Raw genomic sequence first — 12,629 nt, 5'->3', positions numbered from 1 at the left:
GACTCGTTCCTCCCCCCAGGCAGGCCCTTGCGGCCTGCGGTCCGAGCGCCGGCGGGACATCCCCCCTCCGGCGCCCCGCACATCAGTAGGCCCCCTGCCCCTGGACCACCGCACGCAGCGTCTTCCACAAGATCACTGTGTCCAGGGCGAGCGACCAGTCCTCCACGTACCGCAGGTCCAGCCGGACCGCCTCCTCCCACGGCAGGTCGCTGCGTCCGCTGATCTGCCACAGGCCGGTGAGCCCGGGCTTGACCAGCAGCCGCCGCCGGATGTCCGGGTCGTACGCAGCGGACTCCTCCGGTAACGGAGGCCGCGGGCCGACGAGCGACATCGATCCGGTGAGCACGTTGAAGAGCTGTGGGAGCTCGTCGATCGAGTACCGGCGCAGCACTGCTCCCACCCGGGTCACCCGCGGGTCCCGGCGGAGCTTGAACAGCAGCCCTGCGCCCTCGTTGCGGTCGGCCAGCTCGGCACGCGCTCTGTCAGCCCCGGCGACCATGGTGCGGAACTTGAGAATGGTGAACTCGCGGCCGTCCTTGCCGACCCTGCGCTGGCGGTAGAACACCCCACCCCGACTGTCCACCAGCACGAGCAGCCCGACGAACACCATCAGCGGCGCGAACAGCATCAGCAGGATCGCTGCGCCCATCCGGTCGACGACCCCTTTGACCGCTCGGCGGCCCCCGGTGAAGGTCGGCATGCTGACCCGCAGCAGCGGGATCCCGAGCACCGCGTCGACGTGCAGCCGCGGGCCGGCCACCTCCATCAGCACCGGGGCCACGACCATCTCGGCGTCGCTGCCTTCGAGGTTCCAGGCCAGCCGCTGCAGCCGGTCCGGTGACCAGTGCGGGTCCGGTGTGACCGCGACGACACGGTAGCCGTCGTGGTGGACGTGCTTGGCGACGTCCGCCAGCCGGCCGACCACCGGCACTCCGTCCAGTTGGTCACCGTCGAGTCCGAGACCATCCGTCGTGCACACCGCGTCCACCCGCCAGCCGAGGTGCGGGTACTTGCGGGTCCGGGTGATCAGGTCGCGCACGGTGGCCAGGCTCCCGGCAGCGAGCACCGGTCGCAGACACCGTCCTTCCTTCCGCTGTTTGTGCAGCGAGAGGCGCAGCAGATACCGCGCGCTCATGGTGACGAGCGCGATCGCGGGGATCGCGACGAAGATCCAGAGCTTGATGTTGCGCGAGGTGAGGGCGATCCCGCCGAGCGCCAGTACGACGGTCGCCATGAACAGCGAGCGTCCGAGCCGGCGGAATTCCTCAGCGCCCTGGCCGAGCACGGCCGGAGCCCACGACCGGCTCACCGCAAGCGCGCCCAGCACCAGCAGTTCGGTGCCGAATGCGAGAATTCCCCACTTCTCGTGCCAGTTGGCAGCGTCCCGAGCCCCGAAGAAGTTGCCGATCGCCGCCACCACGACGGCGGTGGCCACGGTATCGCTGGTGATCACGGTACGGCGGTACCGCTGCTCCCAGTCACTCGCGGGCCGACTGATCGCCCCGTTCGCCAGACGCCCGCGCTCCGACGGAAACGGGCTGACTAATCCCCCTTGCAGCACAGAACCCCCCAGGTCCCCAGTGGTTTCGACGTGTTCGCCTCACACTGTTGCTCCCCCTCGGGAGGCCCCCGCCTCCCGTACTGTCCCTCCCCTCGGGAGGCCCCCGCCCCCCGTGCTGTCCCTCGCTCCGGGAGGCCCCCGCCTCCCGCGCCGCGCTGTTCCTCCCCGCGGGAGGCCCCCGCCTCCCGCGCTCGGGCTCCAAGAATTGATCACCCCCACGTCTGGCGCCGGGGACGCCACTGCTGGCGTTCCGTAGCGCCGGACCTATAGATCATTATTGGTCGCCTCGTGATGAACAGCTGAAGCACGGTCAATCTAGACCATCGGGGCCGGTGTGTAGAGGGGATGTGTGTAAATTGTGAGCAAGCTTTGGGACCGGATCCACCGATCGGCGACCGCCTCTCAAGGGCCGCAAAAAATAGTGTGCCAAGGGGCCCGGAGCAGTCGCCATGACAGCTCCGGGCCCCGGGCCCGCCGCTCCGGTCGGCCGGAGCGGCGGCTCTCAGCCGCGCTGGGCGGCGTCGTGGACGGCTCGTCCCTCGGCCGCATGGGTCGGGACGGTGGCCGAGGAACAGTCAATCAGAGATGGACGCTCACCCATCCGGAGCAGTCGATGATCTCTTTGGTGCTGTATTCACCTATGCAGGCCCTCATCATCGTGCTCCCGGTCTCCGGTAGATCTACGGTGAAAATCTTCCCCCAGTTGCAGCCCTCGACGTTCCAGTGCTTCCCTCCCCCCTGGATCTCTCCCACCGCCGAGAGCCCATCGCACTCCAGGTCTTCGACCGTGAGTTTGTCTCCGGTGGTGTTGAAGGTCGCTTTCGCATAGGCGTTCATCGGGTTGCCCCTGTACAGGGTGGCGGAATAGGACGCCGCTTGCGCGGTTGTCTGGAAAGCGATGAGGCTGACCGCAAAAGAGGCCGCGGATAACAGGCCGGCTTTGATGCGCATGCTCATGTGATTCTCCCAGCAGGTCGATTCTGCGTTTCCTGGGGTTCCTGAAAGGAGAATGCCAGCCCTATCGGAGCCGGTCCATGACCATCAGTGCGCGGTTGAGTTGACGATGAGTGCTCATCGCAGGCCCCTGGCTGCCCGTTGCCCCTTCAGGTCGCCACGGCACTCTCCCGGCGTCATGCCGTATGCCCTGCGGAACGCCCGCGTGAAGTGTTCGACGTGCACAAACCCCCAGCGCAGGGCTATGACGCGGATGGGGACGCCGAGAAGCGCCGGGTCGGCGAGGTCCCGGCGGCAGCGCTCCAGGCGCTCCGCGCGGATCCAGGTGGAGACGGTCAGGCCCTGATCCCGGAAGAGCCGGTGGAGATGGCTGAGGGAGATGTGGTGCACGGCGGCTATGGCGCGCGGTGTCAACTCCGGGTCGTGCAAGTGCTGCTGGATGAACGCCCGAACACGCAAGGCCAGAGTCTGCTGATGGGTCTCGGGGGGTAGCAGGTCATCGGCGTCAAGCACATGCGCGAACAGCGCGGAGGCCAGATCGGCCACTACCGTCCCCAGTCTCGGACCCTCCGAAGGCGCGTGCTGGTCGGCGTTCGAGATGAGGTGCGTGACGGTGTTCCTCAGCAGCAGTCCGGTTCCCTCGCGCCCTGACAGGGTCCGTCCGACAACCCGCTCGGCCTTTCCCGAAGGCAGCGACAGCAGCGCCTTCGGCAACTCGATCCCGACAGAGTTGATGGAGTGAGGGCCGGTCGAGAGCTCGAACGGGCGGGAGGAATCCAGGACGAGCACATCGTAGGGACGGTACGGGACAGTTCGGCGGTTCGCTGCGACGATGCCTGTTCCGCTCAAAAGCAGCATGAGGCGGTACGTCTGCGGGTCGGACCGCCTCACCAACTCCGGGGTGCGCCGGAAGACCAGTGGCTGAACGAACGACGCGGGTATGACGGAGACCGCTCCAAGGCCTAAATGCCGCTGCTCCGCCTGGAATTCGTCCGGGTCGTGGGTGACCAATTCCATCGGCACATGAGTTTTCGCCATGTGTTCACGCCAGCGGTCGAAGCGGTCCGCGACGGGCACGTCCTCGGTCCGGAACACCGTCTCGATCATCCGCTACTCCATCGCCATCCCGACCGACCGACCCATCGCGGCACCAACGTGAGCCCCTACCGTATCTTGGCGAAAGGGCGCAAACCGTGCTTGTCGGCGAATGGCCACCGCCACGCCGCGGGCCTGGCGAGACCCCGACGTGGCGGCTGGGGCAAGCCCGCCTCGGCCGGCACGACCTTGTACCCCGCAAGCAAGCTCTGCCTGTCGCTCGGTCAGCCGGGGGTGATCCGGCCTCGCCAGCCACCCTCCTGCTGGCCGCGGTGTTCGATGAACTCCTTGAACCTGCGCAGGTCGCCCTTGACCCGCCTGTCGAGAACCCCCAGCATGTCGGCGGCCTTCTCCGCCGGGCCCGTCGGCCGGAAGTCCATCGTCACGTCGACGCGCGTATGGGACTCGTCCAGGGGCTGGAAGGTCACCAGGCCCTTCTGTTCGATGTCACCCGAGGTCGTCCGCCACGCGACCCGCTGGTCCGGGAGCTGGTCAACGATTTCGGTATCGAACTCCCTGCGGGCACCGGCGATGCTGGTGATCCAGTGGTTGCGGCGGTCGTCCACCTGTTCGACCCGCTCCACGCCCTCCATGAACTGCGGAAACTCCTCGAACAGCGTCCACTGGTCGTAGGCGGTTCGCACCGGTACCTCTACCTCGACGGACTCCTGGACGGTGCTCATCAGTAACTCCTCTCGACGTGCTGTCGCGCCGGCGGGCTCCGGACGGACCTGACCGGCGCAGCTCGGGTCCCCGCGCTTCACGGCGTCGAAACACCCCAGGTCGGCTCAGCGCCGCTCACTGTGGGCTGCAACCAGTTCCAAGCCGAGGATGGCGCGGGCGCCCGCCGCCGGCATGGCCACCCGCCCGGAAATCAGTGGAGCCGCACTCCCGTGTGCCGCTACCGTGCTGTCGCCCACCGTCATCCGGTCAAGGACGTGCCGTTGTACACCACGTGAGACACCCCAAGCGCTGATCCGTCGCGCGTCGCACCTGTGCGCCGCGCTCCTTTTCGCTGCGGTCTTCTCACTGGAACGGGTGTATCTCTGTGTCCAAAAACTGGGCGGTCGTGCCCACCTCCCTGCTGATCGTTCTCCGCCGTTGCCACAGGTGTGCCTCCGGGAGCCCGGTCGTGCTCCGCCGCGACCTGGGCCGTTCGGGCCGAACCGAGCGGCCGGCCTGGCAGTCGCCGTACGGTCCGCCACCGTACCGGGCACACCGCGGCCGGTGGGCGCCTGTGCCGGGGTTGGCCGACTCTCAGTCCGCGTTGCGGCGTGGACACCTGCGCGGCCGGTGCGACTGATTGCCGAAGGCTTCGGCTTTCGCGGGCCGAGGCCGACGCCCCGGCGCGAGTGGGTCTGTGGTGCGTACGCACCAGGCGACGTGAGCGGCTGGTCCGGGTGCACCAGGGCAAGACGGCGACGGGGGACGATGCCGGGCGGGGCGCCGGAGGGGAGTGTTGGAGGCGTGCGAATTCCGCGCGTTCCCCTTGCCTAGCGGTGTCTGGAGTGATCAACAGGTGGCGACTTTTCTTTACCGGATCGGGCGGTGGGCCTTCCGGCGGCGCCGGCTCGTGAGTGGTCTGTGGCTGGGTGCCCTGGTGCTGGCCGGGGTCGCCGCCGCCCTGGCGCCGGCCGGGCAGGAAGAGGACCTCTCCATGCCGGGCACCGAGTCGCAGAAGGCGTTCGACCTGCTGGACGAGCGCTTCCCCCAGAGCAACTCCCAGGGTGCCGAGGCCCGCTTGGTGTTCCAGGCCCCGGACGGGCAGCGGGTGACGGCCAGGGAGAACAAGGCGGCCGTCGAGGACACGCTCGGCTCGCTGGACGGGGGCGATCAGGTCGCGTCGACCACCGACCCCTATGAGACCGGCGCTGTCAGCGAGGACGGCACCATCGCCTACTCCACGATCACCTACACCGCGGACGCCGTCGACCTGAACGAGTCGACGAAGAGCGCCCTCGAGGACGCCGCGAACCAGGCCCGGGACGCGGGGCTGACCGTGGAGATCGGCGGCTCGGCCCTGGACTCGGAAGTGTCACCGGGCGGTACGACGGAGATCATCGGCGTGGTGGTGGCGGCGGTGGTGCTGGTCCTCACCCTCGGGTCGCTGGCCGCGGCCGGATTGTCGCTGCTGACCGCCTTCTTGGGCGTGGCCATCGCCTTCGGCCTGGTCTCCGCGCTGGCCGTGCCGCTGGGCCTGACGTCCACCGTCGCCATCCTGTCGCTGATGCTCGGGCTGGCGGTCGGCATCGACTACGCACTCTTCATCACCTCCCGCTTCCGCGACGAGCGCGCCCGGGGCAGTGAGCCGGAGGAGGCCGCCGGCCGGGCGGTGGGCACGGCAGGGTCCGCGGTCGTCTTCGCCGGTGCGACCGTCTTCATCGCCCTGGTCGGGCTGGGGGTCGTCGGAATCCCCGAACTCACCAAGATGGGCATGGGCGGCGCGGGCGCCGTGGCCCTTGCCGTACTCGTCGCACTGACCCTGGTCCCCGCGCTGTTCGGCTTCTTCGGCCGTCGGGTGCTGTCCCGCGCCGTCCGCACGGCGCCCTCGTATCGCCCATCGGGAAGCGAGCGCCCGCACCCGGTGCCCGCCGCGGCCGGCCGGCCTGGGCTCGGCACCCGCTGGGCGCGGTTCGTGCTGCGCAGGCCGGTGGCCGTGCTGATGACCGCCGTACTCGGTCTCGGCGCCGTCGCCCTGCCGGCGCTGAGCCTCGAACTCGGGCTGCCCGGAGACGAGTCCAAGCCGGTTCAGACCACCCAGCGCCGGGCCTACGACCTGCTGTCGGAAGGCTTCGGCCCCGGCTTCAACGGCCCGTTGACCGTGGTCGTGGACATGTCGGCCTCTTCGGGGTCCGGGGACACCCGGGCCACCACGGACCTGGTCGTCAGGACCGTACGGGGAGTGGACGGGGTCGCGTCGGTCGGTGATCCGGTTCTCAGCCGGACCAAGGACACGGCCGTCCTCACCGCCATCCCCCAGACCGCGCCGAACAGCGGCGAGACCAAGGACCTGGTGCACGCGATCCGGGGCGCGGTCTCGGGCGTCGAGGCCGACACGGGCTCCGGCATCCTGGTGACCGGCACCACCGCGCTGAACATCGACATCTCCGAAGCCATGTCCGACGCCCTCATCCCCTATCTGACCGTGGTCATCGGCCTGGCGGTGCTCCTGCTGACGGTGGTCTTCCGCTCGGTCCTGGTCCCGGTCAAGGCCGCGCTCGGCTTCCTGCTGTCGGTGGGTGCCGCCTTCGGCGTCCTCGTCGCCGTCTTCCAGTGGGGCTGGGCGGCAGACCTGGTCGGCATCGAGCAGACCGGACCGGTCATGTCGCTGATGCCGATTCTCATCATCGGAATAGTGTTCGGCCTCGCCATGGATTACGAGGTCTTCCTCCTCAGCCGGATGCGGGAGGCCTACGTCCATGGCGCGTCCCCCGGTGAGGCGATCGTGGGCGGCTTCCGGCACAGCGGACGTGTGGTGGCCGCGGCGGCGATCATCATGACCAGTGTGTTCGCCGGATTCATCGGGATGAGCAGCCCGACCATCCAGACGATGGGCGTCGGCCTGGCCTCCGCCGTCGCCTTCGACGCCTTCGTGGTCCGGATGGCGATCGCCCCCGCGGCCCTGGCACTGCTCGGCCACCGGGCCTGGTGGCTGCCCCGTATCCTGAACCGTGTGCTGCCGAATGTGGATATCGAGGGTGAGGCACTGAGCAGGCATGTCCCGGCCCCCGCGGCCGAGGTGGGCGCAGCGGCGCCGCGGCTCCCCGTCGGCCGGCACCGGCACTGAGCCGGCCATGACGAACACGGGTGGCGGTGGCCCGCGACCACGCGGCACGTGGTGGCGGGAGGCGGCGATCACGGCGACGGCGTTCGCGCTCTGTCTGCTCGGCGGCGTGGTGCAGGACGACGGCAGCAGGCTGTCACCGCCGACTGCCGCCGCCTACTTCATCGCCGTGGTGACCTGTGCCGTGCTGCCGTTGCGGCACCGGGCGCCCCTGGCCGCCATGGCGGCCACGACCGCGGGCGCGGTGCTGGGGCCGCCCTTGGGCCTCCTGCTGAGCCCGCTCATCGTGGCCCCCGCCGTGATCACCGCCTACTCGTACTCGCTCACCGCGCGCACCGAACGGCGCGCGGCGAGCGCGGTGTTGCTCACCTCCGCGGCGCTGCTGGTCGCCTCCGCCCCCTTGTTCGGGGCCCTGTCGTGGCAGGACGCGAGCAGGGTGGGAGCGGTGGCGGCGTTCCCGCTGGTGGCCGGTGTACTCGGACACTCGGCGCAGAACCGACGGGCCTACCTGGCGGCCGTGGAGGAGCGGGCCCGGCGGGCCGAGGAGAGCCGGGACAGCGAGGCGCGCCGGAGAGTGTCCGAGGAACGGGTGCGCATCGCCCGGGAGTTGCACGACCTCGTGGCCCATCAGATCACCCTGGCCAACGCGCAGGCCACGGTCGCCGCCCACCTCTTCGACACCCGCCCGGAGCAGACCCGCAAGAGCCTGAACGAGCTCGTCGAGACCACCGGCCACGCGCTCGACGAACTGCGGGCCACGGTCGGTCTGCTGCGTCAGTCCGGGGAGGCGACCGTGCCCGCCGAACCGGCGCCCGGTCTGTCCCGGCTCCCCACGCTCCTCGAGTCCTTCCGCCGCGCGGGCCTGGAGGTGTCGGTGCACCAGGAGGGCACGGCCAGGCCGCTGCCGCCGGGAGTGGACCTCACCGCCTACCGCATCGTCCAGGAGGCCCTGACCAACGTGACCAAGCACGCCGGTACCGGTAGCGCCCGGGTGCGCCTCGCCTGGAACCGCGATCGCGTGACCATCACCGTCGCCGACGACGGAGGGGGCGCCCGTACGGCGCCGACCGCGTCCACGGGACCGACCGCGTCCACGGTGCAGGACCGTGCGCCCGGTTACGGTCTGATCGGGATGCGTGAACGTGCCACCGCGGTCGGGGGGCACCTCTCCGCCGGCAGGCGCCCGGAGGGCGGCTTCCTCGTCTCCACCCAGCTGCCCCTCCCGCCCGCCAGGGACACGGCGCGGAGGACTGACGGAGCGACAACCCTCGAGGGACGGATGGCCGACGGAGCGACAGACGACGGACCGACGGGCGACGGAGCGGACGGGGGTGCGCCGTGACGGTCCGGGTGCTGCTCGCCGACGATCAGGCCCTGCTGCGCGGTGCCTTCCGGGTGCTTCTCGACAGTGCCGAGGACATCACCGTGGTCGGCGAGGCCGCCGACGGCAGGGAGGCGGTGAGACTCACCCGGGAGCTGCGCCCGGACGTGGTGATCATGGACATCCGTATGCCCGAGGTGGACGGTCTCGCCGCCACGTCGGAGATCTGCGCGGACCCGGAACTGCGTGCCAGCCGCATCCTGATCCTCACCACGTACGAGACCGACGAATACGTCGCTCAGGCGCTGCGCGCGGGAGCCGGCGGCTTCATCGGCAAGGGCATCGGGGCCCAGGACCTGCTGAACGCCGTGCGTACGATCGCCGACGGCGACACTCTTCTGTCCCCCGCCGCGACCCGCTCCTTGGTCGCCCGTTTCCTGGCCACGCCGGACGACGCCCCCACGCACCACCCCGAACAGCTCGCCGTGCTCACCCCGCGCGAACGCGAGATGGTGGCCCTGGTCGCGACCGGCCTGTCCAACCAGGAGATCGCCGAGCGGATGTTCCTCAGCCCCTTCACCGTCCGCGCCCACGTGCAGCGCGCCATGACGAAGCTGGAGGCCCGCGACCGGGCGCAACTCGTCGTCATCGCCTACCGGACGGGCCTGGCCCACGCCGCCCCCGACGGCGGCGCCGACCGCCCGTCGTAGCCCGGTACCGGGGGCCCTTCGCGCAGGGCGGCTGTGTGGGAGCCGCCTGGACGGGGCGTGCGACTATCAGGCATCGATCTCGTAGCCGGTGCCCCGGCGCAGCGCGACGTCGACCCCCAGGTCGCGGGTGACCTCGGTGGGCGTCATCCGGCCATGGTCGTCCAGGACCGGGACCGTCTCCTTGAAGGTGCCCTGTCCGCTGAGGCGGAGCACGTCGCAGAGGGGCCTGTCGCTCGCGAGGTACTCACAGAACTCGCTGATGCCACCGGCGAAGCGGAAGGACTCCTCGCCCTTGCTGCCGCCCTCGCCGAGCCCGAACTCGTCACGGACGACGAGGGTCAGTCCGGGCACCAGGAAGGCCGTCTGCCGAGCCCGCTGGCGCAGGTTCTCCAGGGAGAGCTTGGCGTCCTTCAGGAAGATCTGCCGGTCGGCCCAGTAGCGCACGCGCGTGCCGGTGCGGACCTTGGGGATTCTGGTGGTCCGGCGCAGGCCCTGGGCGGGGGTGAAGGGGGCGTCGGGTCCGGGGCCGGTGTAGGTGCCGGGTGTGCCGCGGCGGAAGCTGATGGCGTGGGTGCGGCCGTGGCGGTCGACCTCGATGTCCAGCCGGGCGGACAGCGCGTTGACGACGGAGGCGCCGACGCCGTGCAGACCGCCGGAGGCGGCGTAGGAGCCGCCGCCGAATTTTCCGCCGGCGTGGAGTTTGGTGTAGGCGATCTCGACGCCGGACAGGCCGGTGCGGGGTTCGGTGTCCACGGGGATGCCGCGGCCGTCGTCGTGGAGGATCACCTCGATGTGGTCGCAGGCGCCGGCCAGGGCTTCGTCGACGGCGTTGTCGATGATCTCCCACAGGCAGTGCGTCAGGCCGCGGCTGTCGCTGGATCCGATGTACATGCCGGGGCGTTTGCGTACGGCTTCGAGTCCTTCGAGCACCATCAGGTGCCGTGCGGTGTAGTCGGAGGCGTCCTGAGGGCGGCTGCCGGCGGCGGGGGTGGGGAGTGTGCTCACGCAGTGCTCTCCTGGGCAACAGAGGTTGGCGGGGGGACACTTCGGGGCTGGCGTCCCGAGGGGCGGGGGACCGGTGCCCAGGGTCAGATGTCGAGGAAGCGGACGTCCTTGGCGTTGCGCTGGATGAAGTGGCGGCGGGCTTCGACGTCCTCGCCCATCAGGACGGAGAAGAGGTCGTCGGCGACGGCCGCGTCATCGAGGGTCACCTGGCCCAGGACCCGGTGGTCGGGGTCCATGGTGGTGACGCGCAGTTCCTCGGCGTTCATCTCGCCCAGGCCCTTGAAGCGCTGGATGGAGTCGTCCTTGATCCGGCGGCCGTCCTGCCGGCCCTGTTCCAGGAGCACGGTGCGTTCGCGGTCGGAGTAGGCGTATTCGATGTGGTCCCTGCTCCACTTGATCTTGTACAGCGGGGGGCGGGAGAGGTAGACGTGGCCACCTTCGATCAGTGGGCGCATGAAGCGGAACAGGAAGGTCAGCAGCAGGGTGTTGATGTGCTGGCCGTCGACGTCGGCGTCCGCCATCAGGATGATCTTGTGGTAGCGGAGCCTGGCGATGTCGAAGTCCTCGTGGACGCCCGTGCCGAACGCGGAGATGATCGCCTGGATTTCCTGGTTGTGCAGGATTTTGTCGATCCGGGCCTTCTCCACGTTGAGGATCTTGCCGCGGATCGGGAGGATCGCCTGGTACTGCGGGTTGCGGCCGGATTTGGCCGAACCGCCGGCGGAGTCTCCTTCGACGATGAAGATCTCCGACATCGCGGGGTCGTTCGACTGGCAGTCGGACAGCTTGCCCGGCAGCGCCGCCGTTTCCAGCAGGCCCTTACGGCGGGTCAGGTCGCGCGCCCTGCGGGCCGCGACCCGGGCCGTGGCCGCCTGGATGGCCTTGCGCACGATGTCCGCGACCTCGTTCGGATTGCGGTCGAACCAGTCGGTCAGGTGCTCGTGGACGACCTTCTGCACGAAGGTGCGCGCCTCGGTGTTGCCGAGCTTGGTCTTGGTCTGGCCCTCGAACTGCGGCTCGCCGAGCTTGACCGAGATGATCGCGGTCAGGCCCTCGCGGATGTCCTCGCCGGAGAGGTTCGCGTCCTTTTCCCGCAGCAGCTTCCTCTCCCGCGCGTAGCGGTTGACCACGGTGGTCAGGGCCGTGCGGAAGCCCTCCTCGTGGGTGCCGCCCTCATGGGTGTGGATGGCGTTGGCGTAGGAGTACACGCTGTCGGTGTACTGGCCGTTCCACTGCAGCGCGACCTCGGCCGACAGCAGCCGTTCCGTGTCCTCGGCGGCGATGGTGATGACCGAGGGATGGACCGGCTCGCCCTTGCGGGCGTTGAGGTGGGCGACGAAGTCGGCGATGCCGCCGTCGTAGCGGTAGGAGACCGTCTTCGCTGCCGGGTCCGAGTCGGCTTCGTCGGCCGCGGCCGTCGCGCGCGCGGCGGGCCGTTCGTCGGTCAGGGTCAGGGTGAGCCCGCGGTTGAGGAAGGCCATCTCCTGGAAACGCCTGGCCAGCGTCTCGAAGGAGTACTTGGTGGTCTCGAAGATGTCGCCGTCTGCCCAGAACGTCAGCGAGGTGCCCGTCCGGGAGGTGACCTCGTGGCGGGCCGGCGGGGCCGTGGGGGCGCCGTTCCTGTAGTCCTGCGTCCACCGGTAGCCGTCGGTCCAGATCTCCGCCGACAGCCGGGTCGACAGCGCGTTGACCACCGACAGGCCCACACCGTGCAGACCGCCGGAGACCGCGTACCCGCCGCCCCCGAACTTCCCGCCCGCGTGCAGCACGGTCAGCACCACCTCGACGGCCGGCCGCTTCTCCACCGGGTGCGTCCCCACGGGGATGCCGCGGCCGTTGTCGACCACTCGCACCCCGCCGTCGGCCAGGATCGTCACGTCGATCCGGTCGGCCACCCCCGCGAGTGCCTCGTCCACGGAGTTGTCCACCAACTCCTGCACCAGGTGGTGCAGCCCCCGCTCTCCCGTGGAGCCGATGTACATCCCTGGCCGTTTGCGCACGGCGTCCAGGCCGTCCAGAACAGTGATCGCGTTGGCGTCATACGACTCCGCCCCCACGTGGCCGGGCTGCTGGGAGCCGGGGGTGTCGATGGCGGTGCGAGTGTCGTAAGTGGTCACGGATGCTCTCTTTCGGGCATGGCAGACCGCGCTCCCGCACCACGGTGCGGGAGCGGCCGGAAAGCTGACGGAGACACGGCAC

8 protein-coding genes and 1 pseudogene are annotated in these 12,629 nt (G+C 69.8%); 3 read left to right on the top strand and 6 right to left on the bottom strand.

Translation table 11 applies throughout. The features are described 5' to 3' along the window. Positions 1-82: 82 nt before the first annotated feature. From ACFZDL_RS05120 to ACFZDL_RS05105, 4 genes are all read right to left on the bottom strand, one after another. Complete coding sequence (locus ACFZDL_RS05120) at positions 83-1,561, bottom strand: sugar transferase (RefSeq protein WP_353591999.1); 1,479 nt, start codon at positions 1,559-1,561, stop codon at positions 83-85. A 579-nt stretch (positions 1,562-2,140) separates the two neighbouring features. Then, positions 2,141-2,518, bottom strand: coding sequence for a hypothetical protein (locus tag ACFZDL_RS05115; RefSeq protein WP_353591998.1), 378 nt, complete (start codon positions 2,516-2,518; stop codon positions 2,141-2,143). Positions 2,519-2,632: 114 nt separating this feature from the next. After that, positions 2,633-3,622, bottom strand: a complete 990-nt coding sequence (locus ACFZDL_RS05110) for a helix-turn-helix domain-containing protein (protein WP_353591997.1) — start codon at positions 3,620-3,622, stop codon at positions 2,633-2,635. A 212-nt stretch (positions 3,623-3,834) separates the two neighbouring features. Beyond that, positions 3,835-4,293, bottom strand: coding sequence for an SRPBCC family protein (locus tag ACFZDL_RS05105; protein WP_353591996.1), 459 nt, complete (start codon positions 4,291-4,293; stop codon positions 3,835-3,837). Positions 4,294-5,129: 836 nt separating this feature from the next. Here ACFZDL_RS05105 and ACFZDL_RS05100 point away from each other — a divergent pair. Genes ACFZDL_RS05100 through ACFZDL_RS05090 form a run of 3 tightly spaced genes read left to right on the top strand, consistent with a single transcriptional unit; the run spans position 5,130 to position 9,425 of the window. Beyond that, a complete protein-coding gene (locus ACFZDL_RS05100) occupies positions 5,130-7,397 on the top strand; it encodes an MMPL family transporter (RefSeq protein ID WP_353591995.1) in 2,268 nt (755 codons plus the stop codon). 7 nt (positions 7,398-7,404) lie between these two features. Next, entirely contained in the window at positions 7,405-8,736 is a 1,332-nt protein-coding gene (locus tag ACFZDL_RS05095) for a sensor histidine kinase (RefSeq protein ID WP_353591994.1), read from the top strand. Beyond that, positions 8,733-9,425 carry a response regulator transcription factor gene (locus ACFZDL_RS05090; RefSeq protein WP_353591993.1) on the top strand — a complete coding sequence of 231 codons (693 nt, stop codon included), beginning with the start codon at positions 8,733-8,735 and terminating at the stop codon, positions 9,423-9,425. The genes ACFZDL_RS05095 and ACFZDL_RS05090 overlap by 4 nt, the downstream gene beginning before the upstream one ends. Positions 9,426-9,503: 78 nt before the next feature. On the opposite strand, the pseudogene ACFZDL_RS05085 reads toward ACFZDL_RS05090, so the two are convergent. Then, positions 9,504-10,430 (bottom strand): annotated as a pseudogene (locus ACFZDL_RS05085) (ATP-binding protein); the annotation flags it as partial. Positions 10,431-10,513: 83 nt separating this feature from the next. Beyond that, entirely contained in the window at positions 10,514-12,547 is a 2,034-nt protein-coding gene (gene gyrB, locus ACFZDL_RS05080) for a DNA topoisomerase (ATP-hydrolyzing) subunit B (protein ID WP_353591992.1), read from the bottom strand. Positions 12,548-12,629 lie beyond the last annotated feature (82 nt).

This window comes from Streptomyces sp. NPDC007917, from assembly GCF_042959105.1.
Lineage (GTDB): Bacteria > Actinomycetota > Actinomycetes > Streptomycetales > Streptomycetaceae > Streptomyces.
This window is presented reverse-complemented; position numbering and strand designations above follow the sequence as displayed.

Bases quoted from the DNA above. Each gene is read 5' to 3' on its own strand.
- ACFZDL_RS05115 (WP_353591998.1), bottom strand. From the start codon at position 2,518: ATGAGCATGCGCATCAAAGCCGGCCTGTTATCCGCGGCCTCTTTTGCG.
- ACFZDL_RS05110 (WP_353591997.1), bottom strand. From the start codon at position 3,622: ATGATCGAGACGGTGTTCCGGACCGAGGACGTGCCCGTCGCGGACCGC.
- ACFZDL_RS05105 (WP_353591996.1), bottom strand. From the start codon at position 4,293: ATGAGCACCGTCCAGGAGTCCGTCGAGGTAGAGGTACCGGTGCGAACC.
- ACFZDL_RS05095 (WP_353591994.1), top strand. From the start codon at position 7,405: ATGACGAACACGGGTGGCGGTGGCCCGCGACCACGCGGCACGTGGTGG.